Below are 26,442 nucleotides of genomic sequence, written 5' to 3'. Positions count from 1 at the left end.
CGCTCAGACCCGATACTTGCCGTTGCGCTTGACCAGCACCTGCGTTCCCACGGGAACACGCTCGTAGAGATCGACAATGTCCTCGTTGAGCATGCGCACGCAGCCGGAGGAGAGCTGTTCGCCGATGCTCCACGGCTCGTTGGTGCCGTGGATGCGGAACAGGGTGTCGCGGTTGCCCTGGTAGAGATAGAGCGCGCGGGCGCCGAGCGGATTGTCGAGGCCGCCCTTGCGGGTGCGCGGCAGATCCGGGTTGAGCGAGACCATGGTGGTGGTCGGGCTCCAATCCGGCCACACGCCCTTGCGGGCGATGGTCGCCTGACCCTTCCACGAGAAACCGGCCTTGCCGACGCCGACGCCGTACTGAACCGCCGTGCCGTCCTCCTGCACCAGGGCGATCTGGCGGTTGTCGATATCGACCACGATGGTGCCCGGACGCTCGGGCCCGGTGTAGCGCACGATCTGCCGACGATACTTCGGATCGAGGCGCGACTTGTCGACCAAGGGCACGTCGAACGGCTTGTCCGGCATGGAGCCGGTGTACCAGGCGGCATCGTCGTCGGCGGCCACGTTCACCGGCCCGCGCGTGTTGCAGGCCGCGAGCGGTGCGATCAGGAGAAGGCCGAGGAGGTGGCGGCGGGATGGCATGGCGGGCTCCGGATGTCGGCGCGTCGTGTGCGGATCGTTACCCCCTGCCTACCCTTCCCCGGCTCCCGACGATGTGTCTTTCGCGCCTCAGGCGCCGGGCAACCGTGATCGATCGGCGCGGCCACACCTCATTCGAGAGCCTGCTCGTAGACCCAACCGGTGGCTGTCGGACCACCACCCGGCGTTGATGGCGCCGACGCGGGTTCGTTGATCGCGTGTCTCGCGAGGCGCATCCGTTTCGTCCGACGCATTGCGTCCGGTCCGACGCCGCCACATGATCCTCCTCGCCGCCGTGGCAGCATGACGAGACCCGCATGGCCGACACTCAGACCTTCACCGTCATGGATTCGGACGCCGCGCTCGCCGAACTCGGTCCGGCGATCCACCTCGACCATTGCGTGATCCACGTCTCGGACTGGGCGCGCGCAACCGCGTTCTACCGCGACGTGATGGGGGCCGAGGTCGTCCCACGCGGCCACGGAGTCGCCTATCGCTTTGGCGGTGTACAACTCAACGCTCACGGGCCGGGCCTTTCGCCGACGCCGCTGGCGGACAAGCCGGTGATGCCCGGCAACAGCGATCTGTGCTTCCGCTGGTCGGGTCCGATCGAGGGGGCCATGGCGCATCTCGCGGCCCATGGGGTGCCGGTGGAACTCGGGCCGGTAGAGCGCCACGGAGCTGCTGGCGCCGGGATCAGCGTCTACTTCCGTGATCCCGATGGGTCGCTGATGGAGTTCATCACCTATCCCGACCCGCGGGACCCCTGACGCCTCACTGACTTGGCCGCGTCGCTCATAACCCTTTAGACCCGGCGGATGACTGGCCCGCGACAATCGCGGTGGCAAAAGCGCGACGTGTCGCCCGCGATGAGGCCCGGTCTCAGTTGCTGCGCTGGGCGAGCTGCTGGTTGGTCTGTTCGAGACGAAGCGCCAGTTCGCGCATCACCGCGATTCCGATCTGTGGGAACTGGGCGAGGAGTTCGAGGAAGACGGTGCGGTCGATGCGCAAGGCCGTCGTCGGGTCCACCGCCGTCACCGTGGCCGACCGCGGTTGTTCGGCGAGGATGCCCATTTCACCGACGAGCGCATTGGCCCCGAGCAGTGCCAGACGGAACGGGCCCTGCGGCCCGTCGATGGTGACCGCGGCCGACCCGTCCAAAAGCAGGTAGGCGGCATCCGCCGCATCGCCGCGGGCGAAGAGCTGCTGGCCGGCCTCGAAATGCACGCGCTCGCTGGTGAAGGCCAGAAGCTTGAGGCGCGACGGCTCCACGCCGCGAAACAGCGGCACCTGGCGTAGCGAAGAGACCTCGGTATCGAGGGTCATGGGGTTTTGGCTCCGATGGCGCGTCCGTCCCCCGTCATCTTCGGTCCGGCACGATCAAGACCGTATCCATGCGGGTTGCCGAAGCGTTGTCCAGCCCCGGACGCTCTGCCTGGGCAAGCCGACGCGGGAGAAAGCGGCGCTTTCCGCATCGCTCTTATATCGAGCGATTCGAAGCTTGACCGTATTGGGATGGATTAATCTCGCGAAATTTCAAGGTGACGGCGGTTTCTTCTTCAGGTCGCGGACTGTTGCGATGATCGGTTTGTCAGGATCGTCCGACGTGAGGAACCATCGATATTGGCAAAGGTTGTCAGGTCAGTGAGAGCAATTCGGAGGAGGCGCTGATGGCATCAGGAAATTCCACCTCGAAGCGAGGCTTTGCCTCGATGGATCTGGAGCGGCAGCGGGAGATCGCGAGCAAGGGCGGGCGCAGCGTGCCGGCCGAGAAGCGCTCGTTTTCCCAGGACCGCGAACTCGCATCCACGGCGGGCCGTAAGGGTGGCCAGTCCACCGGTACCGGTCGGCCCGGCGACGATTGAACGGCACGCGCGCAGCCCGACGGGGTTGCGCGCATTTTTTTTGCGGATTTCGACGACAAAAAGACCCCTCGCCGTTTGGCTGGGGTCTTTTCTATTTTCTGACGCAATCGGGAGTTGGGCAGACTCGCGGCGCCTCAGGTCATGCAACGACCGGCGACCATGCGACGAGCCTCCGGGCCTGCCAGCGAACTGATCGCCCGCTCACAACCCTCTTGGATCGGACGCCGGACCTTGATCGGATCCTTGTCGCTCGCAGTCCGGCTCGCCAGTGGCAGGGTGGGAGCAGCGCGCGGTCCCGTGCTCGGGATCGCAGCCATCCGCGTCGGGCTGGTGATCGGCGCCATCGCCTGAACGCCTGAGGCCGAAACGGCTGAAACCGAACCGGGTGCCGAGATCGTCGCCGACGGGGTCCATTGATCGGCAGCCTTCTGGATCGTCGGCTGGATCAGCAGGGTCAGAAGCGCTGCCGGTCCACTCACGCTGAGGAATAAGCCAGACCGCAACATCGTCGTAATCTCCAAAAGGAGCTTGACAGGTTGTCGTCCTAACGTCCGTGCGGGAACTCGGTTCCTTAACCACTAAAATTCGGCTTACATTCAGTAAGCGCGATCGATCGCCTTTGAATGGACTGGCTGTCGGGTTTCGCCGCAGCGAGCCAAAGTGTCGCTTTTCTGCATCGGCCTCTGAAAAACGATGGATTTTCGCCGGTTTCGGAACCCGGAGGGTGGTGGACCGTTAGTGGGTCACCCGGCCGCCTGGTCCTCCCCCCGCATTCCCCTTGTGCATTGGCCGGAACCTTTTAACGGGTCGGATTTTTATCCGGCCCGTTTTTTCTTGCCGTTTTTCCGCGTGCACCGACGAAAAAAGCCCCGGCAATCGTGCCGAGGCTTTTTTCACGTCATCCCTTCCGAGTGCGACCTCAGGCCGGGCGTTTCAGGTCGCCGACCGTCAAGCCGTCTTGGCTTCGCGCCGCCGCGCGCTCTGCTGGAAGAACAGGGCCTGGCTGATCACCGCCGAGACGTTGGCTGGCTGGAATGGCTTGGCGATCAGGAAGGCGGGCTCCGGCCGCTCGCCAGTGAGGAAGCGCTCGGGATAGGCGGTGATGAAGATCACCGGCACTTCGAAGGTCTTCAGCAGATCGTTCACGGCATCGAGGCCGGAACTGCCGTCGGCGAGCTGGATATCGGCCAGGATCAGGCCCGGACGCGTGCCCTCCGAGGCGATCTTGATCGCCTCGGTGCGGGTGCGGGCCACGCCGATGACGTTGTGGCCGAGACCTTCCACGAGCGCTTCGAGATCCATCGCGATCAACGGCTCGTCCTCGATGATGAGGATCTCGGTCGCCATGTCCGCGGCGAGCTCGCGTCCGGCCTCGTCGACGAGATCGCGCACCTGGGTGACGTCGACGTCGAGGATGATGGCGGCGTCCTCCTCGGAGAACCCCTCCAGGCAGGACAGCAGGAACGCCTGGCGCGGCAGCGGCGTGATCTGCCCGAGGCGAACCTCCGCCGGCAGGTCGTGCTGGACATGCTCGCTCTGGCCGTTCACGGACAGGGAATTCCAGATGCGAGTGAAGACACGAAAGAGGTCGGCCTTGACGTTGGCGCTACGACCGAGCGTCTCGGGCTCGTTGACCAGCGTCTCCAGGGTGGCGGCCACGTATGCGTCGCCGGCCACCTGGCTACCCGTAAGCGCCCGCGCATAGCGGCGTAGGTACGGCAGGTGTTGCACGACGAGTTGAGCTGTCGACATTATATCCCCTTGGCTTTGCCGTTCTCGGGCGCCTCCGCCACAACGCGGAATGCAGGGCTCCGTTCCGCCGATCTGGAACCGATTGTTCGTTACGGCGTTGCAGCTGCAGCCATGACCTATGTCAAGCCGCAAAACAATCGCGGCGATGCCGCCAATCGGCATCAAGGGGATTCACGAATGGATGACGCTGGACAGGGCAAGAGCCCCTCCAAAAGGCTTGGTGCGGCCCAGGCCGGCCAAGACGGCAATGCGCATCACGACCACGGCGCTCAGGCGCAGGGTCTGAGTGATCACACCCAGAAGCGGATCGGCCTGCATCTGCGGGCGATGTACGACACGATCGTCCAGCAGCCTGTCCCCGATCGGTTTCGGGATCTGATCGCGCAACTGGATTCGTCGTCCGATCCGGTCTGATACCCGCAGTTTTCACTCCGGCGATCCCGGACATGGAAAAGGCCGCCCAAGTGATGGGCGGCCTTCTTCATTTGGAAGTTCGGGCGCTCGGCCCGTGGTTCAAAGTGTCGGCGAACGGCCGCGCATCAGGCCGATGACGGCCGAGATGGCGAATAGAACGATCGCGACGAAGAAGACGAGCTTGGCGGCTTCCATTGCAGTGCCGGCGATGCCGCCGAACCCGAGCAGAGCAGCCACGAGAGCGACGACGAGAAATGTTACAGCCCACCCGAGCATGTGACTCAACCCTTCAAGAAGACTGGTGCAGCATCGGCTGCGACCTCATGACAGCATAACGCCAAGTTCTGATGGCAGTTCCGGCCCACGTCACACGATCGCCACGTTTGTGGCAGGCCCGGAATGGGTCGATCCTCCGGTGGTACAGTCCCTGCGAGACGCATTTCGGCAGGGTCCGTGACCTTACCCGAATCGTCGCATTCGTCTCCGAGGGCCTTGCGGCGGGCACACCCTGCCTGTCTCATGCGGCGGATTGCCCACAGCCGATGCGTTCGCGGCCGCGGGTCGCCATTTAGCTGTTACGCGACCCCCCGGAACCGGGCATGCTGGGGGGCGTTCGTCAGGAGCCCACGGTCAGGAGCCCGTCATGAGAGAATCGACTGTCGCCTCCATCGCTAACCGCATTATCAAGGCGGTGACGCGTGCGGCCAATGCCGTTGTGCGGGGGGCAGACGCCGTGTTCGAGGGTGTTCTTCCCGTGCCCCAGCCGGTGCCGGTCAGAGTGCGCGCCCGCCGGAATTGAACGAAGGCGCGCCTCGCGGTCATTGTCGGACGACGCGGGGCGTGGGGTTCGACCGGCCCAATTCGGGAGTGTTGGTGCCCTGACGGATCAGGGTCCCAGAACGGTGTCGAAGAGCAGCTTCCCGTTCAAGGCCACGATGAGGGTGGCGATGCCCCAGGACACGGCCTTGAGCCATCGCGGGATGACTAGATTTCCCATCTTGCCCCGGTCTGAGACGAAGCTGACCAGCGGGATCACGGCGAAGGGAAGCTGCATCGACAGCACCACCTGGCTGAGAACCAGCAGCTTTGCGGTTCCCTGCTCTCCGTAGAGCGCGGTCACACCGACGACCGGCATGATTGCGAGGGCGCGTGTGAGAAGCCGGCGCGCCCAGTCCGGGATGCGCAGACGCAGGAAACCCTCCATCACGATCTGACCGGCCAGCGTCGCCGTCACCGTGGAATTCAGGCCCGAGGCCAGCAGCGCCACCGCGAACAGGGTCGAGGCGATGCCGGCGCCCAGCAGGGGGCTGAGCAATTCATAGGCTGTCTCGATCTCCGCCACGTCGCTGCGGCCGTTGGCGTGAAACACCGACGCCGCCATGATCAGAATCGCGGCATTCACGAACAACGCCAGCATCAGCGCGATGGTGGAATCCGCGACCGCGAAATGAATGGCCGACCGGCGGCCTTCCTCGGTACGCGGATAGGCGCGCGTCTGGACGATCGAGGAGTGGAGATAGAGATTGTGGGGCATCACCGTCGCCCCGATGATGCCGATGGCGATATAGAGCGCTGCCGGATTCGTCACGATCTCGGTCGTCGGGATGAAGCCGCCGAGCACTGCTTGTATCGGAGGGGCGGCCAGCGCGATCTGAATCACGAAGCTGATGAAGATGATTGCCAGCAGCGCGATCACGAACGCTTCTAGCGCCCGGAAGCCGCGCCGCATCAGCAGCAGGATCAGGAAGACGTCGAGCGCCGTGAGCGTCGCGCCCACCACCAGGGGTATGCCGAACAGCAGTTTGAGGGCGATGGCGGTGCCGATGACTTCGGCGAGATCGCAGGCGATGATCGCCGCCTCGCAGGCCAGCCACAGCACAATTCCGACGGGCCGGGAATAGTGATCGCGGCAGGCCTGGGCGAGATCGCGACCGGTGGCGATCCCGAGCCGGGCCGCCAGCGCCTGCAGCACGATCGCCATCAGGTTCGACAACAGGATGACCGAGAGCAGGGTGTAGCCGAACTGCGAACCACCGGCGATGTCTGTGGCCCAGTTGCCCGGGTCCATGTAGCCCACCGAGACCATGTAACCCGGTCCGATGAAGCCCATCAGCCGGCGGAGCCAGCTCCCCGTATCGCGCACCGGAACGCTGCCGTTCAGCGGTCCGAGGCTCGCCTCCTCATGCGTGCCGCGGCTAAAACGCCACGGCCGACCCTCGTAACCCATGCCGCTTCGCGCCCCTCGAGGACAATCTGAGGGGCGCTTGCCCGCATCGAAGTCGCATATAGCATCGGCTATAATGAAAATAAACGGCTAAGATAACGACAGGGGCGACCAAATCGAGCGTTGGTGTGCCCAATCCTGCGCAATGCCGCGCATCAGGTCCGAACGTGCGCGATCGCCGTGATCGCCGTCCAGGAGGCGGGCACCGAAGCCTCCGCGCCGATCCGCTTTCGAACCGGGTATCTGGCGGTCACTGAACCACGAGGCGCAAGCTCCGCTTCGCCGCACCGGAGACCCGCACGGTGTTCCGGCCCATACTTTTGGCTTCGTACAGTTCCGCGTCTGCCGCTGCGACGAGACCGGCCGCGTCTGCCTTTGCCGTGGTCGGGATACCGGCCACACCGATGCTCACGGTCAGGATCCGATGCGGGTTGGCCTCGTGCGGTAGGCCCCAGGCCGCCACTGCCTCGCAGATCCGCGTCGCGACGATCTCGGCGCCGATCAAGTCGGTATCGGGAAGGACGATGGCGAATTCCTCGCCACCGATGCGGCAGATCGTGTCGCCGCGCTCGCCGATCACGGCTTCCATCGATCGGGCGATCAGTTTCAGGGCCTCGTCCCCGCGCTGGTGGCCGTAGCGGTCGTTGAAGCCCTTGAAGCAATCGGCGTCCAGCATGAGGAGGGACAGGGGCAGGCCCTGGCGTACGGCCCGGCGCAGATCACGCGCCAAAACCTCGTCGAAACGGCGCCGATTCCGCAGGCCGGTCAGCGGATCGGTGATGGCGATTTTCTGCAGTTCGATGTTGATCTGTTCCATCGCCTCCTGCGCAGCCATGCGCTGCAGCAACTCGCGCCGGTGCAGCCACGTCAGCCCGAGGATGCCGCCGCAGAGGGTCAGGACGACGATTCCGAGCGCGATCGCCTTGTGTTGCCAGTCCGCATAGATCGTCGCCAGCGAGACCGAGATGCTTAGTTTCAGCGGAAGGTCACCGATCTGCGCGAAGGTGAAGCTGCGCGTTTCGTTGCCGATCATCGCGGGGCCCCGGAAACTGCCGTCCCGGGCGCCGGTCATCCGGGCGTAGCTCTCGCTCGTCGCAACGCTTCGTCCGATGAAATCGGCGTCGAACGGCCATCGCATGAGAATCGTGCCGTTATTGCCGAAAAGCGTAATCGTATCGCTCGGCTGTCGACCGGCGGCGTCGAACAAATTTCGAAAGTAGTCGAGATAGATCACCCCGACGACGATACCTGCGAACGATCCGTCGGTGCTCGAAAGGCGCCGGCTGAAGGGTATTGCCCACATACCACTGACGCGCGACTTGACCGGAGCGCCGATGAAGAGCTCCGAGTTTTCGCGCGTCTCGTGATAGCGGAAGTATTCACGGTCTCGCGCATTGAAGGCTAGGCCCGGTTTCGAACTGAGCAGAACGTCGCCGTTGCGGTCGAGGACCACCGTGGCGCCGAAATTCGTCGCCGTGGCGGCGCGGTCGAACAGGGCCATCTGGCGCGCCACCGGATCGGCGTCCCGCACCGCAGGAATCTGCATGCCATCGACGATGGCACGCAGGGACAGGTCGTAGAGTTCGATATTGCGCCCGATGTCGCGTCCGAGCACCGCCACGACGCTGCGTGCGGTCAGGTCGGCGCGTTCGCCGGTCTCACGCCGCATCTCGAGGAGCATATAGGCCGAGACGGCGGCCAGGCCGACCACGAGGACGATATTGAAGACCGTCAGCCAGCGCACGATGGGAATCCGGCGGCTGAGGGTTGGGCGTTTGGCGTGGCGCTGCATGGCGATGCGGTCTCAGGGTTGTCCCCACCTTTGGGCAGCAAAGATTGACGAAACGGTCGCTCCCCCGCCCCGTCTTTTGGATATTGTCCGCCTCGTGCCTCCAACGACCAACTTGTGATCCGAACCCGATCGTCTCGGTGGTTTGCCACCGTTGCATCGGCCTCCTAACGCTGTGTACCTAGAGGTGTAGCCGCGTTACGCGTGATGCCGATGCGCAGTACTGTCGTTGACGAAATCCTTACCTCGCTGATCGCCCTGCCCTGGCGCGGGCTCTAACTTCCTGAAGGATGAGTGGCTTGGGATTGGACTGGCAGCGCTTTGCCCCGGCAGGCACCCGCAAGCAGATGATCGCCACCGCGCTGGCGGGCCTCGTGCTCGGGCTCGGCGGCGTCACGGCGGGAACGAGTCTCGTCCACGCCTCCGAGCGCGGCGGCTTGTTCGACTTCTTCGACGAACTTTTCCATGGCCCGTCCCGCAAGGTCGAGGCGCCGGTCGTGCGGCTCCACGCGCCGAACCGCGCGCGGGTACGCTATTCCTCCCTGCCCGATGCTCGGAGGGTCACCGCGACGCGGTTCGCGCGGCAGACTCCCCGGCCGGTGGCCGCCCTGCCGGCTCCCCGTCGCCGTGCGAGCCGGGCCTCGCGCTCGGCCGTCGCCGCGGCAGCGCTGACCGCTTCGGCGCTCGGCGCCCGGACAGTCTGCGTGCGCGCCTGCGACGGCTATCTGTTTCCCCTCGGCCGCCTCGGCTCGCGAGCCGACCTGCCGGTGCACGAGGCCGCCTGTGCGGCCGCCTGCCCGAATGCGCCGACTCGTCTGTTTACCCTCGGCGCGTCCGAGACCGATCTCGACCGGGCCGTCGGCCTCGACGGTCAGCCCTATCGCAACCTGGGCGTGGCGAACCTCTACCGCACCAAACGCGTGGACCAGTGCTCGTGCCAGCCGGAAGGCACAGTCGCGGCGCCGCTGCCCCTCGAACGCGACCTGACCCTGCGCGCCGGCGACGTGGTCGCCACCGCCACGAGTGCCCGTGTCGTCACGCCGACGCGAACCGGCGGCTTCACGGTGGTCGATTTTCGCCAAGCCAGGGGGCTGACCCGCCGGGCCCGTCGGGAGATCGACGCCAAGATCGATGTGGTGCGACGCGAGGCCGATGCACGGGCCTTCCGCAAGGCCATGCGCGCCGCCGATCGCGGTCCGCGCATCCGGGTCGCCGGTGCCGGCGGTTTCGAAGCCCTGGCCGCGCCCATCGAGGTCGAGCCGTCCTTCGCCACCGTGCGCGTCGTGGTCGCTTCACCGTTCGTCTACTGACGCTCCGTCTCGTGAGCCTCGCGTTGTCGCGGACGCCGCGATGGCGTAGGGCCGGCGCTTACCCTCCAGAGCGCCCGGAGTCGGCAGTGAGCACGCAGGTGCACGAGTGAGCGAGACGCGGACCGATCCCGCCGCCCCAGAGCCGGCGTTGGACGGAGCGACCCCGCCGAGCGGCGTCACCGTGAAGGTCTCGAACCTGATCCGCCGGCGGATTTGTCCCAACGGCAGTCCGTTCACCGCCAGCGGTACCTGCAGCTACATCGTTGGTACCGGTGCGGTCGCGGTCATCGATCCGGGGCCCGGCGACGCGTCCCATATCGCCGGCCTGCTGGAGGCGACGATGGGTGAGCGCATCAACGCCATCGTGGTCACGCACACCCACCGCGATCATTCACCGGGCGCCCGGTTGCTCCAGGCGCGGACCGGCGCGCCCATCGTCGGCTGCGGCCCGCACCGGGCCGCGCGCGATCTCGCCGAGGGCGAGTATCCGCATCTCGATGCCAGCGCCGATCGTGAGCATCGCCCCGATCGCCAGATGGCGGAGGGCGACACCGTGTCCGGCCCCGGCTGGACCCTCGTGGCGGTGGAGACGCCCGGCCACACCATGAACCACCTCGCCTTCGCGCTGCCCGAGGAGAACGCCCTGTTCTCCGGCGACCACGTCATGGCGTGGTCCACCACCATCGTCGCGCCGCCCGACGGCTCGATGCGCGCCTACCTCGCCTCCCTCGACAAGCTGCGGGATCGGCCCGAGGCGGTCTATTGGCCGGGCCATGGCGGCCCGGTGCGCGATCCGCGCCGGTTCGTGCGGGGTCTCGCCGCCCATCGCCGCCAACGCGAGACCGCGATCCGTGCCCGTCTCGCCGCGGGCGATAGCGACATCCGTTCCATCGTCGCGGTGATCTACCAGGGACTCGCTCCGGCCCTGCGCGGGGCCGCCGCGCTCTCGGTCTTCGCCCATCTGGAGGATCTGGTGGAGCGCGACCTCGTGGCGACCGATGGACCGCCCCGGCTGGAGGGGATCTACACCCTCGCGTGAGCGATCACTTCACCGCGATGGCGAGGTTGGCGACTTCGTCGAGAAAGGCCCGGATGCGGTCGGCATTGGCGCCGAAGTCGCGGCCTCCGAGACGCGAGGCCGACCGCACGTCGATGCGGGCCCCGTCGGCGCGCGGGCGCACCCGGACGGTGACGTCGTCGGCGAGGTTGAGGACGAGGCCCCGGGCCACCGCTTCGATCCGCCCATTGCCGATGCGGCCGCCGGGGCGGATCGCCTCGACGATCTGCCAGCGCCGGTTCACCGCCGCCTTGCGGGCGAGTTCGAACGCCTCGTCGGCGTCGAGGTCGAGGGTGAGCGGCGCGATCTGCGGATAGGCCGCGCGCTGCTCGGCCCGGGCTGCGGCCCCCGGATCGACTGGGTAGCGTCCGTCGCGGGCGGCGAATGCCGCCTTCGAGCGCGAGAAGGCGGGCGGATTGTCGATATCGGTGGTGACGTCCGACAGCGCCGGAAGGCGCAAGCCGCGCAGGGCCGCGTAGGCCGGGTATCCGAGAACGAGGCTCGCCACGAAGAGCCCGGCCAGGGCGGCCCCGAGGCCGCGGGCGCCTTCGCGCCAGACCCGCACGAAGGCGATGAGCGCCAGCCCGACGGCGACGAGCGCCAGCGCGAGACCACCGCCGAGGGCCGTCAGTGCCGCTCCGGAATCCGCCCGCGGATCGCGGACCAGAATCAGGGCGAACAAAGTTGCGAGGAGCGACAGCATCGCCATCATTCGCGCGTAGGGGCCGGCGCGGGTGATCGGTTCCTCGAAGGGCAGACGACGCATCAGGGGGGCGGGATCGCTGTCCGGGAGGCGCGCGGGATCGCGCGGAGACCGAAGCTGTACCGGTCCTCGGGTCGGCACGCCACCCGCCGGCACAGCTTCCGGCGGGCCGCGGTTCTGTTATAGCGGCAGGCACGATGTCCGCGTCCGTACCCCCTCAGCCCGAACCGCACGATCCCGACCCGCGCGATCCCGACCCTCTTCGGGTCTGGTTTCGCTTCGTCCGGCTCAACCGCCGCGTCACGGCCGCCATGGGTATGGCGTTACGCGAACTCGGTCTCTCGATCCCGCAATTCGATGCGCTCTCGACCCTCACCGAATGCGAGGGGCTGACCCAGCAGGATCTGGCTGCCCGGCTCTACGTCACCAAGGGCAATGTTTCAGGATTGATCGACCGGCTTGTGGAGGCCGGTCTCGTCGAGCGCCGCGCCATTCCCGGCGACCGGCGCTCGCACGCCCTGCACCTCACCCCAGCCGGCGCCGACCTCGCCACCCGCGGCATCGCGGCGCAGAAATCCTACGTGGCCCGGACGTTGGGCCGGCTCGCGCGGGATGACATCGCCGCCTTCGATCGGCTGGTGCAGCAATGGCGCGAGGTCGCCCGCGAGGATGCGGGCTCGTAGCTCCGCTGCCAATCGCGACGGACGCGGTTTCGTGGTGGCTGAACTCCGGAACGCTCCACGCACCGCGCCTGCGGTTCGGGACCGTTGAGACGATCTTCGACGTTCGGCGTCGATGGCCGCGTGAACGATCAGGACATCCCGGCCAGCAGCGCCGGCAGGTCCATGATCGATCCGATGACGTGGTCGGCGAGCGGTGCCAGCTCGGTTCGGGCGCCCTCCCCCGCCGGACCGCTGAGCACCGCGATCGCCATGGCGCCGGCCGCACGGGCGGCGACGAGGTCGTAGGTCGAGTCCCCCACCAGCGCGACCGCGGTCGGCGCCACGCCGAGATGCGCCGCGAAGGCCAGAACCATGCCCGGCTCGGGCTTGCCGCCGTGACCTGAGTCATAGCCCGCGACGAAAGCCAGATAGGGGTCGAGGCCGAGCGCGGTTCCTTGTGCCCGCGCAGAGGCCTCGGCATCGTTGGTGGCGATGCCGACGGCATGGCCCCGTTCCGTCAACGTCGCGGCGATCTGCGCCGGTTGGCCGATGGGGGTCAGCGCGCGCAGGCCCTCCTCGCGGAACAGCCGGTCCATCTCGCCATAGAGCGCCGGCCCCGCCGCGCATCCGAGCGCGCGCGCCCAGAGCGGGCCATAGACCGCCGACGAGCCGGCGATGAGCGGCGAGGTCGCGAGGAAGCGCCGCTCGTCCTCGACGTAATGGCTGACCCGCATCAGGGCCTCGATCCGCCCCCGATCGCCGTCCGCCACGCGTGTCATCACCGCGTAGGCGGCAGGCCCCCAGGTCCGGTCGAAGTCGATCAGCGTGCCGTCCTTGTCTAACAGGATGCCGCGAAGACGCTCAGGCGGCATCACGGACCTTCTCGACATCGATCACGATGCCGTTGGGCGTCATCCGTTCGCGCGCCACCATTCGGTCGCCGGGTTCGAACACGCCGAGCGCCACGTCGCGGTCGGGCAGCACCACCGTCGTCGCCTTGTTGAGGTGGACGAGGACGTGGCGCTTCTGCGCCAGCGAGGCCTGGGCCCAGCGCTTCAGCTGGCCATAATACGGGTCTCGTCGCCACGCGTTGGGCTGGCCCGGATCGACCTGCACGTTCATGTGGCGCGACACCGGATCGAGGCTGAGCACCATCTTGGCGCGGTCCGGCTTCCATTCCGGGCCGAGCCACGCCTCCGTCATCCACAGGCAGTGGAAGGCGCGGCAATGGTCGGGGCGGGTGGGGTGGATGGCGCAGCCGCGGCCCTGTTTGGTGTGGCGACACCATTCGCCCGCCACGCTCTCCACCGCGGGGACATCGTAGACTTTGCAGCACAGGGTGCACGGGCCGCAGGCGCGGCCGGGAGCCGGATGGGCGACGATGGTTGCGGGATCGAGCATGGGTCCGGTCCGGTTGCGACGTCGCGCGGGTTTATGCGGTCGGCCAGGGTCGTTACAGTCGCGCATCGCCGCATGTCGGCCCTCGGCCACCCATCAGGCAAAAGAATGCTCTCGAACCTCGCGACCCGCGACGTTGAAACCCTCATCCACCCCTATACCAACCTCGCGACGTTTCGCGAGACCGGGCCTCTGATTCTGGAGCGCGGGCACGGGGTCTGGGTCTACGATACCGATGGCCGGCCCTATCTCGAGGGCATGGCCGGCCTGTGGTGCACAGCGCTCGGGTATTCGAACGAGGAATTGGTGGAGGCGGCCAGCGAGCAGATGGCCCGGCTGCCGTTCACCCACCTGTTCTCGGGGCGCAGTCACGATCCGGCGATCGAGCTCGCCGAGACGCTCAAGGAGCTGATGCCGATCCCGACCTCGAAGGTGTTCTTCACCTCTTCGGGTTCGGAATCCAACGACACCCAGGTCAAGCTCACCTGGTACATGAACAACGCACTGGGCCGGCCGAAGAAGAAAAAGATCATCTCCCATATCAAGGGCTATCACGGGGTGACCGTGGCCAGCGCCTCGATGACCGGGCTGCCGGCCAACCATGCCGACTGGGACCTGCCCCTGCCGGGCTTTCTCCACACCGGCTGCCCGCACCATTACCGCTACGCCGAAACCGGCGAGACCGAGGACGCGTTCACCACGCGGCTCGCCGCCGAACTCGATGCTCTGATCCAGCGCGAAGGACCGGAAACCGTGGCGGCCTTCGTCGCCGAGCCGGTACTGGGCGCCGGCGGGGCCATCGTGCCGCCCACGGGCTACTACGAAAAAATCCAGGCGGTGCTCGCAATCCACGACGTCCGCTTCATCGCCGACGAGGTGATCTGCGGGTTCGGGCGGCTCGGGACCTGGTTCGGTTCGGAGGCGATGGGCATGCGCCCCGACAGCCTGTCCTTCGCCAAGGCGGTCACCTCGGGCTACCTCCCGCTCGGCGGCGTCACCGTGGATGAACCGCTCTACCGCCTGATGGTGCAGCAAAGCGCCAAGCTCGGCACCTTCGGCCATGGCACGACCTATTCCGGTCACCCGGTCGCCTGCGCCGTCGCGATCAAGACCATCGCAATCTACAAGCGCGACCGCATCATCGAAGGTGTCGCCGAGAAGGCACCGCATTTCCAGGCGCGGCTGTCGGCCTTGGCCGATCACCCGCTCGTGGGCGAAGCGCGCGGACTCGGGCTCATCGGCGGTATCGAGATCGTCGCCGACAAGGCGTCGAAGCGCCAATACGAGCCTAAGGCCGGAATCGCCGCGCGTTGCGTCGCCTTCGCGCAGGCCGAGGGGCTGATCGTGCGCTTCCTCTCCGGGGACCGCGTCGCCGTGTGTCCACCGCTGGTCATCAGCCGCGACGAGATCGACACCCTGTTCGACCGCCTGACGCGGGCGCTCGACCGGACCGAGGCCTGGATCGCCACCGAGGGTCTGCAGGCCGCCGCCCGGGTATGAGGCCGCCCCCCGGGTATGAGGCCGCCGGTAGCGGCACTGCAGCAAGAACAGATGTGCAGTGCCGCACCCCGTTTTGCAGTGCGGGCGGATTTATCCTTGAATGTTGCTAAATTTCCTCGCCGCTATGACTGGTCGCAGGGGGAGTTCTGCGGAAGGTCCGAGCCTTAAGGTTCCATTCATCTTGGGGGAAGCCTTATGGGTCGGTAGCCGCTCAACGTTCGTCCGGGGTCGAGCCGTCAGGTGCCCGGGAGACGCGCGTGGTCACGGCCCGGACGTCAGGATCCGGGGTGATTTCCAGAGCGCAGCAGGACACCCGTTCGATGTACTCCCCCGAGCAGACCCGGAACGCCGCCACCTCCCTGTCGGATCGTCGTTCGATCGTGCCCGACCGCGATGCCGAGACCTATCGTCCGGTGGCGCTGCCGGCCCTCGCCGCCGCCGTACGCAGCGCCGCGACTGCCAAGACCGCGACGCGCGAGGCGCGCAACGCCCGAATTTCGGTGCGCTTCCCGCATGAAGATACGCCGTTGGGCTGATTGCTGCGCTGCAGTAGGCGTTTCTAAAGAGATGGCGTCTACCGCTTGAGGGCGGTGGGCGCCGTCCTCAATTCGTCACCATTGGCGTCGAGAGGGAGACTGGTTTCCAGCGATCGAGGGCGTCGCCGATGTTGATCCTGCCGAGTCGACGGCAGTTCCTGGCCGGGGCCGGCAGTCTCGCCGCCGTCGGCGCTGCGACCGGTGTGTACGGATTCGGGATCGAACCGCTCTATCGCCTCGTGGTCACGCGCTATGCGCCCGTCCTGCCGAATTGGACCCCGGGTCTGTCGTTGCGGGTGGCGGTGCTCGCCGACTTCCATGTGGGCGAGCCGTTCATGCCGCTCGATCGGATCGCTGAAATCGTCGATGCGACGAACGCGCTGAAGCCCGATCTGATCCTGATGCTGGGCGATTACCCCGGCGGTCCGCGCGTCACTTTCCGCAAGGTGCCGCTCATCGAGTTCGCCCGCGTGGTCGAGGGCCTGCGGGCGCCGCTCGGCGTTCACGCGATCCTTGGCAATCATGATTGGTGGGACGATGAGCGGGCGCAGGCCTTGCGCAAGGGCCCGGTGGAGGCGCAGCGCGCCCTCGAGGCGCGCGGGATCCCCGTAATGGAGAACAAGGCGCTGCGGCTGGTCAAGGATGGGCAGCCGTTCTGGATCGCCGGCGTCGGCGATCAGGAGCCGTTCACCATTCAGGGCATCGGGGGCGGCTTCGACGATCTTCCCGGCACTCTGGCCCAGGTCACCGACGCGGCGCCGGTTCTCCTGATGATCCATGAGCCGGACCTGTTTCTGGAGGTGCCGGATCGCGTCTCACTGACGTTGGCGGGCCATACCCATGGCGGTCAGATTCGCCTGTTCGGCTATTCCCCGGTCATCCCGTCCAAGCGCGGCAACACCTTCGCGTATGGTCATGTCCGCCTGAAGGGCCGCAACATGATCATCTCGGGTGGTTTCGGCGTCAGCCGCATTCCGGTTCGCCTCGGAGTTCCGCCCGAGATCGTGCTGCTGGAACTCGGACAGGAGGCGGATGCTGTCGGCCGGACCGTCCAGGGCGCCAACCCGCGCCACGGCTGATGTCCGGCACGAGCCGATCCTGCGGCCGACGCTGGCGTCGTACCGCTGCCGGACCGGCTCGTTGGTCGGATCGACCTATTTCTTGGCGTTCTTCACTGCTGCGCTGACCATATCCTTGTTCGAAGCCGCTGCCGCGATGGTCTTGACCACGGGCTTTTTCGGCTTCTTGGCCTCGCGACTGCCACGTTTGTTTTCGGTAGCCATGACCGTCTCCTTACTGTCCGGGACGATCATGGCATGCCTTTGAGAATCGGCCGCATGGAAAGTTCGGAAAAAGCCCGACAGCGCCGTCGGACTTTCCCGGCGGGGTCCCGCCTCAGAGCGGAATGTTGTCGTGCTTCTTCCAGGGCTGCTCCATCTCCTTGGTGCGCAGCATGCCCAGCGCCCGCGCGATGCGCTTGCGGGTGGAATGGGGCATGATCACCTCGTCGATGTAGCCACGCTCGGCCGCCACGAACGGCGACAGGAAGCGGTCCTCATACTCGGAGGTCCGCGCTGCGATCTTGTCGGTGTCGCCGATCTCGCTGCGGAAGATGATCTCCACCGCGCCCTTGGCGCCCATCACGGCGATCTGCGCGGTGGGCCAGGCGTAGTTGAGGTCCGCGCCGACATGCTTCGAGGCCATCACGTCGTAGGCGCCGCCGAAGGCCTTTCGCGTGATGATCGTCACCAGCGGCACCGTCGCTTGGCTGTAGGCGAACAGCAGTTTCGCGCCGTGCTTGATCAGGCCGCCGTATTCCTGCGCGGTGCCGGGCAGGAAGCCGGGGACGTCGACGAAGGTCACGATCGGAATCGAGAAGGCGTCGCAGAAGCGGACGAAGCGGGCGGCCTTGCGCGATGCATCGGAGTCGAGAACGCCGGCCAGCACCATCGGCTGATTGGCGACGAACCCGACGGTGCGGCCCTCGATCCGGCCGAAGCCGGTCATGATGTTGCGGGCGTAGGTCGCCTGGATCTCGAAGAAATCGCCCTCGTCGGCCACCCGGCGGATCAACTCGCCCATGTCGTAGGGCTTGTTCGGGTTGTCCGGGATCAGCGTGTCGAGGCTCATGTCGAGGCGCAGCGGATCGTCGAAGCTCTCGATCTCCGGAACGCCGTCGATGTTGTTGGCCGGCAGGAAGTCGATCAGGCGACGGATCTGCAGGAGCGCCTCAACGTCATTCTCGAACGCGCCATCGGCGATGGACGACTTGGTGGTGTGGACCTTGGCGCCACCGAGTTCTTCCGCGGTCACGACCTCGTTGGTGACGGTCTTCACCACGTCGGGACCGGTGACGAACATGTAGCTCGTGTCGCGCACCATGAAGATGAAGTCGGTCATGGCCGGCGAGTAGACGTCGCCACCCGCGCACGGACCCATGATGACGGAAATCTGAGGGATGACGCCCGAGGCGGCGACGTTGCGCTTGAACACCTCGCCGTAGCCGCCGAGGGCGGCGACGCCTTCCTGAATACGGGCACCGCCGGCGTCGAAGATGCCGATGATCGGGGCGCGCATCTTGAGCGCCATGTCCTGCACCTTGATGATCTTGGCGGCGTGCGCCTCGGAGAGCGACCCGCCGAAGACCGTGAAGTCCTTCGAGAACAGGAAGACCGTGCGGCCGTTGACCGTACCCCAGCCGGTGACCACGCCGTCGCCGGGGATCTTCTGCTTCTCCATCCCGAAATCGGTGGAGCGGTGCTGCACGAACATGTCGAACTCTTCGAACGACCCGTGGTCGAGGAGGAGGTCGATGCGCTCGCGTGCGGTCAGCTTGCCGCGCTTGTGCTGGGCCACGACGCGGTTCTCACCGCCGCCGAGACGGGCCTGCGCGCGCCGCTCCTCAAGCCGTTCGAGAATGTCCTTCATGCGGGAATGGCCTTCGGCTGGAGAGACGACGATGCCCGTGCCGGTGGAACCTTGACGGTCACGGTTTGAACGGCCTTTAGCACGAGCAAGTTTCTGCGAAAATGGATTTAACCGGCGAGCGCGGCCAGCCGCGCCGCGGCCGCGAATTCGCCCTTGCGCAGGGCGTGGCGAATCTCCGCTTCGGCATCCGTGCCCCAGACACTCGCCTGATAGGCCTCGTCGACATGCGCGGCCTCCCAGGCCTGCTCCGGTGTGAGGTGGTCGTGCAGCACGGCCAACGCTAGCAGCAGCGAGCCGGTGAGCGTCGTCATGGTGTGGAGGGCGGCCAGTCGGAACGGTCCGTCCGTCTGTGCGAGGGCGCGACGCAGGGCGGCCACCGTCGCTTCGGGCTGGGTGACGTGCATCACGCCTTCGCCGAGGATGAAGCGGGCGTCGAGGGCGTCTCGCGCCCAATCGAGCACCGGGTCCCAGGCGGCGGCCTGGCTCGCGATCAGGCGTTCCGGATCTCCGGCGCGATAGGCGAGGAGATCGGTGCCGGCATAGGCCGACAGATCGTCGATCACGGCGTCGCGCCGCGGCGCCACACCGTCGATGGCCGTGTTGGCGAGGCGCGTCAGCGGCATCGTATGCGGATCGATGACGGCGACCTGCGCCTCCCATTCCGCCGCCACCGCCTGCGCCAGAGCTTCGGTGGGAAGAACCAGCGGATTGCGGGCGGGCGTGTTGGCTACGCGACCGTCGAGGGTCAAACGGAACTGTCCATCCGTCTCCGCGGACCCGGCCGCGGCATAGAAGCGTTTCGGCAGTGCCGGCCGGCCGGGACCACGCGCCGATTTCGTCGGGTCCGGCGGTGCGGGGTTCGGAGAGGCGGCGGGTTCGACGGACGGGCCGCCGAGCCAGTCGGGATTGGAGGTGTCGCTCATGGCCGTCAGATAGCGCATCGGCGTGCCGCCTGCGAGACGGCGTGCGGTATCAGACCGGTGCGATCCCGTCGGCTCCGGTCCGCAGGGCGCCGGTGAACAGGTCGGCCAGCGCCTTGGCGTCGTCGACCACCGTCACCGCCCCGGCCCCGAACAGGGCGCCCGCCGGATGGTAGCCCCAGCCGACGCCCACCGCCGCCGCTCCGGCACTCACCGCCATGGCCATGTCGTAGGTGGTGTCCCCGATCATCACCGTGGCGTCGGGTCTCGCATCGGCTTCGGCCATCGCCTGCAGCAGCATGGCCGGGTCCGGCTTCGAGGGCGCGTCATCGGCCGTCTGGGTGGTGGCGAACCAGCCCTGCCAGCCGTGGGTCTCGATCAGGCGATCGACACCGCGCCGGGCCTTGCCGGTGGCGATGCCGAGCCGGACGTCGTCGCGGAGGTGGAGCCGCGCAAGCAGGTCGCCCATGCCGGGAAACAGCGGCTCTTCGTAGCTCGGATCGAGGCGCAGGACGTTGAACGCGCGCTTGTAGCTCTCCGACAGGCCCTCCACCGGGCCATCCTCGCCGACGAGCCGCTTGAACGCCTGCGGCAGCGACAGGCCGACCACGGACAGCGATTCCGTTCGGCTGGGCGCGGCAATCCCATGCTCGGCGAAGGCCACGCCCTGCGCCGCCACGATGAGGTGCTGGCTGTCGACGAGGGTACCGTCGACGTCGAAGACGAAGAGCTTCACGGGCGGCGGCACCGAACCGTCACGGCTGGCGCGCCGGAGCCGACTGGGGCTGAGCGGGCTGCGCTGCGCGCGGCCGGTCGTAGCCGAGCTTGCACCGAATCAGGAACCGACGCCGTGCTCCGCCATGGAGGTTGCGCTGATGCGCCACCCGGTTGCAGCTCGCGTAGGTCGGGCGTCGACGCTCACCGGCTTTCGGCGGCGGCGGTCCGCGCAGCTTCGATGGCGGCGCCTGCGGAACCGGCACCGACGCCGGCGGCCGCGTCGCGGCAGGAACTGTCGGGGCGGCGGCCGCTGGAGCTGAAGATGGCGCCACCTGGGGCGCGACCGGAGCCGTCTGGGCCAGGGCTCTGTGCGCCGGACCGCCCGTCAGGACAGAAAGGCCGAGAAGCGCACTACACGCCACAATCACCGGCTTCATGGTCGTGACTCTCGCTTGCATTTCTGCGTGTGGATCCGGGCCGGAGCGATCGCGCCGTGTCTGTGGAAGGATAAGGCTTGGCTGTCGATTGCCAAGGTGTGGCCGGTCACAAGTGTGCGCCTCATCCCGCCGATTGTCAGGCTTCGGGGGCCTCGACGATGGGATCGTAGCGCGTGGCGTCGAAACCCAGCAGGTTCCAGCTTTGGGCCATATGCGGCGGTAGCGGTGCCGTCACGTCCACCGGCTTGCCAGTGCGCGGATGCGGGATCACGATTCGGCGGGCCAGGAGATGCAGGCGGTTCTGGATGCCGCCCGGCAATTCCCAGTTCTCGATACTGAAGTATTTCGGGTCGCCGACGATGGGGTGGCCGATATGCGCGGCATGCGCGCGCAGCTGGTGCGTCCGCCCGGTCACCGGCTTCAGCGACAGCCACGACACCTTCTGGGCGGCGTTGTCGACCATGGCGTAATAGGTGAGCGCGTGGGCCGCTCCCTCGTCGCCGTGCTTGACCACCCGCATCCGCGCATCGGCGTCGGTGGGCTCGTCCTTGGCGAGGTAGGTCGAGATCCTGCCCTGGTGCACGCGCGGCACGCCCGCGGTCAGCGCCCAGTAGACCTTGCGGGCCGAGCGCGAGCGGAAGCTCTTCGACAGGGTCGCCGCGGCAAGACGGGTCTTGGCGACGATGAGGCAGCCGGCCGTGTCCTTGTCGAGGCGATGGACCAGACGCGGCTTCTGACCGTCGGCACCGGTGAGCGCCTCGAGCAGGCCGTCGACGTGGCGCACGGTGCCCGAGCCCCCCTGGACCGCGAGGCCGAAGGGCTTGTTGAGCACCATCATCTCCGCGTCCTCGTAGAGGATCAGCGAACGGAGGTAATCCGCGTCGGTGGCATCGCGCTGGGGGCTGCGCGGACGCTCGGCCGTCGGATCGAGCTTGAGCGGGGGTACCCGCACGCTCATGCCGGGCAAGAGCCGGTCGTTGGGCTTGGCGCGCTTGCCATCGACCCGCAACTCGCCCTTGCGGACGATGCTCTGGACACGGGTGAAGGGCAGTTGCGGAAAGCGCGTGGTGAGAAAGCGGTCGATCCGCATCTCGGCCTCGTCCTCCTCCACGACGAGGGTCTGGACGCCAGACGCCAGGGTGGCGGAGGCGGCCGCGCGCTGCTCGCGTCGGGTTGGGCCTTCCACAGGTGCGGCCGGCGCCTCGGTCCGCGCGGTGGCACGGGGGCTGGGTCGGGCCGTATCGGGGGCCGCGGCGCGCGGCGTACGGACCCGCGACGGCGCAGCGTCCGATTCGGTGTCGGATTCCGGCGCATCGCCGGGGCGCCAGGGTGCGCGCTTGTCGGCCTCGCCGCGCATGGCGGCCGCCCGCTGGGCGGCGTCGAGGGCGCTGCTGCGTGGGCCCACGCGCTCGCGCTCGGGACCTTTGCTGGTGCGGAACGGGCGCTTGGCGCCGAAGGGACTTTTAGCCCCGAACGGGCTCTTGCCGGCGGGGCCGGGGCCGCGCCCCGAGCCCTTGCCCGCTCCGGCGCCTGAGCTCTTGCGTCCGGAGCCGCCGCGTGAAGGTGGTCGTGTGGTCATGGCCTGCTCGTAACACCAGCGCCCGCCGCGGCATAGCGCGCCCAGCGCAAGGCCCGGTCGGCCGACAGGACATCAAGCCGCGCGCCGGGCCGCCTCGATGGTCAGGCCGGTGCCGACCGAGCCGAACGTGTCGCCATCCACCACCCGCGCGTTGGGCAGGGCGGCGGTGAGGGAGGCCCGCACATGCGGCAGACCGGTGGAGCCGCCGGTGAGGAACAGGGCGTCGATCCGGTCCGCGCTCAGTCCGGCCTGAGCCAGGCAGCGGCCGATCCGTTCGGCGATGCGCCGGGCGAGCTCGTTGGTGTGCGTGACGAGGCCGTTCCGGTCGATATCGGCCGAGAGCCCGCGCTCGACCCAGTCGAGGCCGATGCTGCCGTGGCCCTCGTCCGAGGTGGCGATCTTGGCGCTCTCGACTTCCATCGCCAGCGAGTGTCCGCGTTCGGCTTCCACAACGGTGTAGAGCCGGTCGATCAGGTCGGGCCGGCGCGCGTCGCGGCGGACCTCCTCGATCTCGCGCAGGGTCTTGGGGTTGTAGAGCCGGTTGATGCTCGACCACGTGGCGAGGTCGTGGAAATAGGCGTTGGGCACGTCGAGGTCGCCCCGGCTCATCGGGCTGCCTAAGCCGAGCAGCGGCATCACCGTGCCGAGGCTGAGGCGCCGGTCGAAGTCGGTGCCGCCGATGCGCACGCCGTCATTGGCCAGGATGTCCTCGGCGCGTTCGGTCTTGGCGTGGCGCTCGGGCGACAGCCGCACGATCGAGAAGTCGGAGGTACCACCGCCGATGTCGGCGATGAGCGCGACCTCCTCCCGCTCGACCTGCTGCTCGTAATCGAGGGCGGCTGCGATGGGCTCGAACTGGAACGAGACGTGTTTGAAGCCGATGCCGTTGGCGATGTCGCGCAGCGCATCCTCGGCGCGGATATCGCCGGCCTCGTCGCCGTCGACGAAGTGGACCGGGCGGCCATGCACCACGGTGTCGATCGCCTGACCGGTCTCCGTCTCCGCCCGTGCCTTCACGGCGGCGAGGTAGCGGCCGATGACGTCCCGGAACTTGATGCGCTCGCGGCCCACCGGCGTGGTCTCTTCCAGCAGCGACGAACCAAGCACCGATTTGAGGCTGCGCATCAGCCGGCCCGGCGTGCCCTCGACGTACTCTGTCATGGCGGCACGGCCGACGAAGGCCGGCTGGCCGGGGGGGAAGAAGATCGCGCTCGGAATCGTGAGGTGGCGGCCTTCGAGGGGCACGAGGCGCGGCCGCTGCCCGGTGACGAGGCCGAGGGTGGTGTTCGAGGTACCGAAATCGAGGCCGCAGGCCGCCATCTTAGGTCTCCGGCGCAGATGCTGAATGCTTGGGCCGGCTCCCCTACAGCCTCAATCCCGCCGGGTCCATCGACGGCGACGCGGTGCGACCTCTTTCCCGACCTGCCACCGCGCACCGGCGTATTCGGCCATCACCAAGATTTCCCAGGGCGGGAGCGTGACTCGGTACTGATTTGCCAGACGCCATCAAAGATCTCGGCTCCTCGACGCTATCGCGCCCAAGGATCCATAGAGCGGCTGCGGCAGGGTGGCGTGATTGATGTTGACGGGAGCGAGCGGTCGTCTGGCGCGCGGTCGAAATGATGGTTCTAAATGATACTGAAATCGCAAAGATTTTCTGATTGGTATTTATCCAATATTAAATTCAAATTATATTTGTTTTACTGGCATCTATATTCTGATTTAACAGCATTTTTACGGTATCATTCCATGATCGATGAGAGATGACGGGATGCAGAGATCGATGCATTCGCGTCGCGCAACGCGATTTTCATGAGGGCTCCGCCGCCGCGCGAAGATGAACGCCGATCCGATTGTCTGTGCCGTTTGAGTTGGGGTCATTTCGATGTCTGGTTGCCCGGCCCTGGCAAAGGCGCCCCCCCGGTATTGCTCGGCCGCTCGAGCCGCTTTCCTTCGCGCGGATGTTCGACGCGCTTCCGGTGGGAGCGATGACCTGCAATCTCGATACGTTCGAGATCGACTATGCCAATCCCTGCTCCATCGACCTGCTGCAATCGATCCGTGAAACGCTGGGCTTCGATCCGCGCAGCATCGTCGGGACATCGATCGATGTCTTTCACGAGAATCCGCTCCACCAGCGCACGTTGCTGTCCGACGCCGCGCGGCTGCCGCACAAGGCGCGGATCTGCTTCGGCACGGAATGGCTCGATCTCCACATCCACCCCCTGCCCGACTCGACCGGTCGCGTTAGCCGCGCTCTACTGGTCTGGGCCATCGCCACCGCCGAGGTCGCCAAGAAGCAGGAGGAGTATCGCCTGCTCCGCATGATCGACAACATGCCGGTGGCGGTGATGACGGTGGACCCCGTCACCTTCGCCATCACCTGCCTGAACGAGACCTCGATGCGCACGATCGAGCAGATCGAGGGACTTTTACCGATCGAGCCGTCGGAACTGCTGGGGGCCTCGATCGACGTCTTCCACCTCGCGCCCGAGCATCAGCGCCGCTTGTTGTCCGATCCGACCAATCTTCCGCATCACGCCAGGATCAAGCTCGGACCCGAAATGCTCGACCTCCAGATCTCGGCGGTCACCGGGACGGACGGAACCTATCTCGGTCCGATGCTGACCTGGTCGGTCATCACGAAGCAGGTCGCGGCCGAGGCCCGGATCCAGCAGCTCGCCCATTACGATACGCTGACGGGCCTCGCGAACCGGAACACCTTCCGGGAGCATCTCAATGCCTGCCTGTCCCAACCCGCGCCCCAGCTCGGCCTGCTGTTCATCGATCTCGACGGCTTCAAATTCGTGAACGATTCCAACGGTCACCTCGTTGGGGATACGCTCCTGAGTCGGGTCGCGGATCGCGTGCGGGCGCGCTACGCGCAACCGGGCGTGATGGTCGGTCGCCTCGGGGGCGACGAATTCGCGATTTTGATCTCGGGCGGCGGCAGGGTGGAGGCGACGCAACGCGCCGAAGCCCTGATCCTGGAGATCGTCGCGCCCTACCAGATCGAGGCCGACCGGCGGCTCGAGATCGGCGCCTCGATCGGCATCGCCGTGACGCCGGAGCACGGCCTGGACTCGGAGACCCTGCTGTCCCGGGCCGACATGGCGCTCTATGCCGCCAAGGCCGCCGGCAAGAAGACCTTCCGGCTTTTCACGCCCGACCTCGAGACCCGTCTGCATGAGCGTGTGCGCCTCGAAATCAAGCTGCGCACCGCCCTGATGGAACTGGATAGCCTGTTCCTGTTCTACCAGCCGATCATCGACATCGAGACCGGCCGGATCACCGCGCGCGAGGGCCTGATCCGCTGGCACCATCACGTTCGGGGGTGGATCTCGCCTCAGGAATTCATCCCGGTCGCCGAGGAGAGCGGTCTGATCGAGGACCTCGGCATCTGGGTTCTCAATCGCGCCTGTGAGGATGCCGCGTCCTGGGACGACGGCGCCCGCGTCGCCGTCAATGTCTCCGCCAAGCAGCTCGGCAAGGGAACCCTGGCGACCAACGTTCTCGCCGCGTTGGTGCGCGTGGGCCTGGAGCCGAGCCGGCTCGAGATCGAGATCACCGAGAGCGCGTTGCTGAACGACGAACTCGATTGCCTCAGCGATCTGCGGCGCGTCAGGGATCTCGGGGTTCGCGTCGCGCTCGACGATTTCGGAACGAGGTTTTCGTCGCTCGCCCATCTGCGCTCCTTCCCCTTCGACAAGATCAAGATCGACGGGTCTTTCGTCCAGGATGCCGTGCAGCGCCCCGATTGCGCGGCCATCGTCGGCGTCGTCGCCGATCTCGGCCGGCGCATCGGCGTCACCACCGTGGCGGAGGGGGTCGAGACGCAGGCGCATTTCGATCTCGTGAAAGCCGAAGGCTGCACCGAGGGTCAGGGCTACCTGCTCGGCCGCCCGATGCCGTCCGAGCGCGATGTCGCGGCCATCGCCGCGCTGAACCGCCGGGCCTTGGAGATCCTCCCCCTCGCGTCGTGACGGATTGGACGGCGAACCGGACCGAG

The 26,442-nt window shown here is 67.0% G+C and carries 27 protein-coding genes; 10 read left to right on the top strand and 17 right to left on the bottom strand.

Going from position 1 to position 26,442, the window contains the following annotated elements:
• Positions 1-3 precede the first annotated feature (3 nt).
• Positions 4-645 carry a L,D-transpeptidase gene (locus G3T14_RS05210; RefSeq protein WP_163640739.1) on the bottom strand — a complete coding sequence of 214 codons (642 nt, stop codon included), beginning with the start codon at positions 643-645 and terminating at the stop codon, positions 4-6.
• 314 nt (positions 646-959) lie between these two features.
• Between G3T14_RS05210 and G3T14_RS05205 the strand changes: the two genes are divergently transcribed.
• Positions 960-1,412: a VOC family protein gene (locus G3T14_RS05205; RefSeq protein ID WP_163640738.1), complete on the top strand. Its 453-nt coding sequence runs from the start codon at positions 960-962 to the stop codon at positions 1,410-1,412.
• Between the two features lie 112 nt (positions 1,413-1,524).
• On the opposite strand, the gene G3T14_RS05200 is transcribed toward G3T14_RS05205, so the two are convergent.
• Positions 1,525-1,968 carry a cyclic nucleotide-binding domain-containing protein gene (locus G3T14_RS05200; RefSeq protein ID WP_163640737.1) on the bottom strand — a complete coding sequence of 148 codons (444 nt, stop codon included), beginning with the start codon at positions 1,966-1,968 and terminating at the stop codon, positions 1,525-1,527.
• Positions 1,969-2,312: 344 nt separating this feature from the next.
• On the opposite strand from G3T14_RS05200, the gene G3T14_RS05195 reads away from it, so the two are divergent.
• Entirely contained in the window at positions 2,313-2,507 is a 195-nt protein-coding gene (locus tag G3T14_RS05195) for a general stress protein (RefSeq protein ID WP_163640736.1), read from the top strand.
• A 134-nt stretch (positions 2,508-2,641) separates the two neighbouring features.
• On the opposite strand, the gene G3T14_RS05190 is transcribed toward G3T14_RS05195, so the two are convergent.
• Together G3T14_RS05190 and G3T14_RS05185 are read right to left on the bottom strand one after the other, a co-directional pair.
• On the bottom strand, positions 2,642-3,013 hold the full coding sequence (locus G3T14_RS05190; protein WP_163640735.1) for a hypothetical protein: 372 nt from the start codon (positions 3,011-3,013) through the stop codon (positions 2,642-2,644).
• Between the two features lie 442 nt (positions 3,014-3,455).
• On the bottom strand, positions 3,456-4,259 hold the full coding sequence (locus G3T14_RS05185; RefSeq protein WP_163640734.1) for a response regulator: 804 nt from the start codon (positions 4,257-4,259) through the stop codon (positions 3,456-3,458).
• 111 nt (positions 4,260-4,370) lie between these two features.
• On the opposite strand from G3T14_RS05185, the gene G3T14_RS05180 reads away from it, so the two are divergent.
• Positions 4,371-4,673 carry a NepR family anti-sigma factor gene (locus tag G3T14_RS05180; protein WP_246732927.1) on the top strand — a complete coding sequence of 101 codons (303 nt, stop codon included), beginning with the start codon at positions 4,371-4,373 and terminating at the stop codon, positions 4,671-4,673.
• Between the two features lie 99 nt (positions 4,674-4,772).
• On the opposite strand, the gene G3T14_RS05175 is transcribed toward G3T14_RS05180, so the two are convergent.
• The 3 genes from G3T14_RS05175 to G3T14_RS05165 form a co-directional block, all read right to left on the bottom strand.
• On the bottom strand, positions 4,773-4,949 hold the full coding sequence (locus tag G3T14_RS05175) for a DUF1328 domain-containing protein (RefSeq protein WP_003599466.1): 177 nt from the start codon (positions 4,947-4,949) through the stop codon (positions 4,773-4,775).
• Between the two features lie 610 nt (positions 4,950-5,559).
• On the bottom strand, positions 5,560-6,900 hold the full coding sequence (locus G3T14_RS05170) for an Nramp family divalent metal transporter (RefSeq protein WP_163640733.1): 1,341 nt from the start codon (positions 6,898-6,900) through the stop codon (positions 5,560-5,562).
• A gap of 247 nt (positions 6,901-7,147) precedes the next feature.
• Positions 7,148-8,689 (bottom strand): sensor domain-containing diguanylate cyclase, encoded by a 1,542-nt coding sequence (locus tag G3T14_RS05165; RefSeq protein ID WP_163640731.1) that lies wholly within the window; start codon positions 8,687-8,689, stop codon positions 7,148-7,150.
• A 296-nt stretch (positions 8,690-8,985) separates the two neighbouring features.
• On the opposite strand from G3T14_RS05165, the gene G3T14_RS05160 reads away from it, so the two are divergent.
• Complete coding sequence (locus G3T14_RS05160; RefSeq protein WP_163640730.1) at positions 8,986-9,996, top strand: DUF2865 domain-containing protein; 1,011 nt, start codon at positions 8,986-8,988, stop codon at positions 9,994-9,996.
• 106 nt (positions 9,997-10,102) lie between these two features.
• Entirely contained in the window at positions 10,103-11,035 is a 933-nt protein-coding gene (locus G3T14_RS05155; protein ID WP_163640728.1) for an MBL fold metallo-hydrolase, read from the top strand.
• Positions 11,036-11,039: 4 nt separating this feature from the next.
• Here G3T14_RS05155 and G3T14_RS05150 read toward each other — a convergent pair whose 3' ends face one another.
• On the bottom strand, positions 11,040-11,819 hold the full coding sequence (locus G3T14_RS05150; RefSeq protein WP_163640726.1) for a DUF1499 domain-containing protein: 780 nt from the start codon (positions 11,817-11,819) through the stop codon (positions 11,040-11,042).
• 134 nt (positions 11,820-11,953) lie between these two features.
• Here G3T14_RS05150 and G3T14_RS05145 point away from each other — a divergent pair, with 134 nt between their 5' ends.
• Positions 11,954-12,439 (top strand): MarR family transcriptional regulator, encoded by a 486-nt coding sequence (locus G3T14_RS05145; protein WP_163640724.1) that lies wholly within the window; start codon positions 11,954-11,956, stop codon positions 12,437-12,439.
• Between the two features lie 128 nt (positions 12,440-12,567).
• Here the strand turns inward: G3T14_RS05145 and G3T14_RS05140 are convergent, their stop codons facing one another.
• Both G3T14_RS05140 and G3T14_RS05135 read right to left on the bottom strand, forming a co-directional pair.
• Complete coding sequence (locus G3T14_RS05140) at positions 12,568-13,290, bottom strand: HAD-IA family hydrolase (RefSeq protein ID WP_163640722.1); 723 nt, start codon at positions 13,288-13,290, stop codon at positions 12,568-12,570.
• A complete protein-coding gene (locus tag G3T14_RS05135; RefSeq protein WP_163640720.1) occupies positions 13,280-13,819 on the bottom strand; it encodes a hypothetical protein in 540 nt (179 codons plus the stop codon). The genes G3T14_RS05140 and G3T14_RS05135 overlap by 11 nt, the downstream gene beginning before the upstream one ends.
• A gap of 105 nt (positions 13,820-13,924) precedes the next feature.
• Between G3T14_RS05135 and G3T14_RS05130 the strand changes: the two genes are divergently transcribed.
• From G3T14_RS05130 to G3T14_RS05120, 3 genes are all read left to right on the top strand, one after another.
• Entirely contained in the window at positions 13,925-15,316 is a 1,392-nt protein-coding gene (locus G3T14_RS05130) for an aminotransferase (protein WP_163640718.1), read from the top strand.
• Between the two features lie 287 nt (positions 15,317-15,603).
• Positions 15,604-15,852: a hypothetical protein gene (locus G3T14_RS05125; protein ID WP_163640716.1), complete on the top strand. Its 249-nt coding sequence runs from the start codon at positions 15,604-15,606 to the stop codon at positions 15,850-15,852.
• A gap of 128 nt (positions 15,853-15,980) precedes the next feature.
• A complete protein-coding gene (locus tag G3T14_RS05120) occupies positions 15,981-16,931 on the top strand; it encodes a metallophosphoesterase (protein ID WP_163640715.1) in 951 nt (316 codons plus the stop codon).
• A 75-nt stretch (positions 16,932-17,006) separates the two neighbouring features.
• On the opposite strand, the gene G3T14_RS25365 is transcribed toward G3T14_RS05120, so the two are convergent.
• The 7 genes from G3T14_RS25365 to G3T14_RS05090 all read right to left on the bottom strand — a co-directional run bounded on the left by G3T14_RS25365 (position 17,007) and on the right by G3T14_RS05090 (position 23,753).
• On the bottom strand, positions 17,007-17,135 hold the full coding sequence (locus G3T14_RS25365) for a hypothetical protein (RefSeq protein ID WP_281409788.1): 129 nt from the start codon (positions 17,133-17,135) through the stop codon (positions 17,007-17,009).
• Between the two features lie 112 nt (positions 17,136-17,247).
• Positions 17,248-18,780: an acyl-CoA carboxylase subunit beta gene (locus tag G3T14_RS05115; RefSeq protein ID WP_163640713.1), complete on the bottom strand. Its 1,533-nt coding sequence runs from the start codon at positions 18,778-18,780 to the stop codon at positions 17,248-17,250.
• A gap of 107 nt (positions 18,781-18,887) precedes the next feature.
• Entirely contained in the window at positions 18,888-19,703 is an 816-nt protein-coding gene (locus G3T14_RS05110; protein WP_163640833.1) for an ATP12 family protein, read from the bottom strand.
• 49 nt (positions 19,704-19,752) lie between these two features.
• Complete coding sequence (locus G3T14_RS05105) at positions 19,753-20,436, bottom strand: HAD-IA family hydrolase (RefSeq protein WP_163640711.1); 684 nt, start codon at positions 20,434-20,436, stop codon at positions 19,753-19,755.
• Positions 20,437-20,455: 19 nt separating this feature from the next.
• Positions 20,456-20,854, bottom strand: a complete 399-nt coding sequence (locus G3T14_RS05100) for a hypothetical protein (RefSeq protein WP_163640709.1) — start codon at positions 20,852-20,854, stop codon at positions 20,456-20,458.
• A 136-nt stretch (positions 20,855-20,990) separates the two neighbouring features.
• On the bottom strand, positions 20,991-22,433 hold the full coding sequence (locus tag G3T14_RS05095) for an RluA family pseudouridine synthase (RefSeq protein ID WP_163640707.1): 1,443 nt from the start codon (positions 22,431-22,433) through the stop codon (positions 20,991-20,993).
• Between the two features lie 72 nt (positions 22,434-22,505).
• Entirely contained in the window at positions 22,506-23,753 is a 1,248-nt protein-coding gene (locus G3T14_RS05090) for an Hsp70 family protein (protein ID WP_163640705.1), read from the bottom strand.
• Positions 23,754-24,421: 668 nt separating this feature from the next.
• Between G3T14_RS05090 and G3T14_RS05085 the strand changes: the two genes are divergently transcribed.
• Entirely contained in the window at positions 24,422-26,416 is a 1,995-nt protein-coding gene (locus G3T14_RS05085) for an EAL domain-containing protein (protein WP_246732926.1), read from the top strand.
• Positions 26,417-26,442: the final 26 nt, after the last annotated feature.

Source organism: Methylobacterium sp. BTF04 (assembly GCF_010692745.1).
Lineage (GTDB): Bacteria > Pseudomonadota > Alphaproteobacteria > Rhizobiales > Beijerinckiaceae > Methylobacterium.
This window is presented reverse-complemented; position numbering and strand designations above follow the sequence as displayed.

What these genes read in the sequence shown, in the direction of transcription:
- G3T14_RS05210 (WP_163640739.1), bottom strand. Translation starts at nt 645, where the DNA reads ATGCCATCCCGCCGCCACCTCCTCGGCCTTCTCCTGATCGCACCGCTC.
- G3T14_RS05205 (WP_163640738.1), top strand. Translation starts at nt 960, where the DNA reads ATGGCCGACACTCAGACCTTCACCGTCATGGATTCGGACGCCGCGCTC.
- G3T14_RS05200 (WP_163640737.1), bottom strand. Translation starts at nt 1,968, where the DNA reads ATGACCCTCGATACCGAGGTCTCTTCGCTACGCCAGGTGCCGCTGTTT.
- G3T14_RS05195 (WP_163640736.1), top strand. Translation starts at nt 2,313, where the DNA reads ATGGCATCAGGAAATTCCACCTCGAAGCGAGGCTTTGCCTCGATGGAT.
- G3T14_RS05190 (WP_163640735.1), bottom strand. Translation starts at nt 3,013, where the DNA reads ATGTTGCGGTCTGGCTTATTCCTCAGCGTGAGTGGACCGGCAGCGCTT.
- G3T14_RS05185 (WP_163640734.1), bottom strand. Translation starts at nt 4,259, where the DNA reads ATGTCGACAGCTCAACTCGTCGTGCAACACCTGCCGTACCTACGCCGC.
- G3T14_RS05180 (WP_246732927.1), top strand. Translation starts at nt 4,371, where the DNA reads ATGACCTATGTCAAGCCGCAAAACAATCGCGGCGATGCCGCCAATCGG.
- G3T14_RS05175 (WP_003599466.1), bottom strand. Translation starts at nt 4,949, where the DNA reads ATGCTCGGGTGGGCTGTAACATTTCTCGTCGTCGCTCTCGTGGCTGCT.
- G3T14_RS05170 (WP_163640733.1), bottom strand. Translation starts at nt 6,900, where the DNA reads ATGGGTTACGAGGGTCGGCCGTGGCGTTTTAGCCGCGGCACGCATGAG.
- G3T14_RS05165 (WP_163640731.1), bottom strand. Translation starts at nt 8,689, where the DNA reads ATGCAGCGCCACGCCAAACGCCCAACCCTCAGCCGCCGGATTCCCATC.
- G3T14_RS05150 (WP_163640726.1), bottom strand. Translation starts at nt 11,819, where the DNA reads ATGCGTCGTCTGCCCTTCGAGGAACCGATCACCCGCGCCGGCCCCTAC.
- G3T14_RS05145 (WP_163640724.1), top strand. Translation starts at nt 11,954, where the DNA reads ATGTCCGCGTCCGTACCCCCTCAGCCCGAACCGCACGATCCCGACCCG.
- G3T14_RS05140 (WP_163640722.1), bottom strand. Translation starts at nt 13,290, where the DNA reads ATGCCGCCTGAGCGTCTTCGCGGCATCCTGTTAGACAAGGACGGCACG.
- G3T14_RS05135 (WP_163640720.1), bottom strand. Translation starts at nt 13,819, where the DNA reads ATGCTCGATCCCGCAACCATCGTCGCCCATCCGGCTCCCGGCCGCGCC.
- G3T14_RS05130 (WP_163640718.1), top strand. Translation starts at nt 13,925, where the DNA reads ATGCTCTCGAACCTCGCGACCCGCGACGTTGAAACCCTCATCCACCCC.
- G3T14_RS05120 (WP_163640715.1), top strand. Translation starts at nt 15,981, where the DNA reads ATGTTGATCCTGCCGAGTCGACGGCAGTTCCTGGCCGGGGCCGGCAGT.
- G3T14_RS25365 (WP_281409788.1), bottom strand. Translation starts at nt 17,135, where the DNA reads ATGGCTACCGAAAACAAACGTGGCAGTCGCGAGGCCAAGAAGCCGAAA.
- G3T14_RS05115 (WP_163640713.1), bottom strand. Translation starts at nt 18,780, where the DNA reads ATGAAGGACATTCTCGAACGGCTTGAGGAGCGGCGCGCGCAGGCCCGT.
- G3T14_RS05110 (WP_163640833.1), bottom strand. Translation starts at nt 19,703, where the DNA reads ATGAGCGACACCTCCAATCCCGACTGGCTCGGCGGCCCGTCCGTCGAA.
- G3T14_RS05100 (WP_163640709.1), bottom strand. Translation starts at nt 20,854, where the DNA reads ATGAAGCCGGTGATTGTGGCGTGTAGTGCGCTTCTCGGCCTTTCTGTC.
- G3T14_RS05095 (WP_163640707.1), bottom strand. Translation starts at nt 22,433, where the DNA reads ATGACCACACGACCACCTTCACGCGGCGGCTCCGGACGCAAGAGCTCA.
- G3T14_RS05090 (WP_163640705.1), bottom strand. Translation starts at nt 23,753, where the DNA reads ATGGCGGCCTGCGGCCTCGATTTCGGTACCTCGAACACCACCCTCGGC.
- G3T14_RS05085 (WP_246732926.1), top strand. Translation starts at nt 24,422, where the DNA reads ATGACCTGCAATCTCGATACGTTCGAGATCGACTATGCCAATCCCTGC.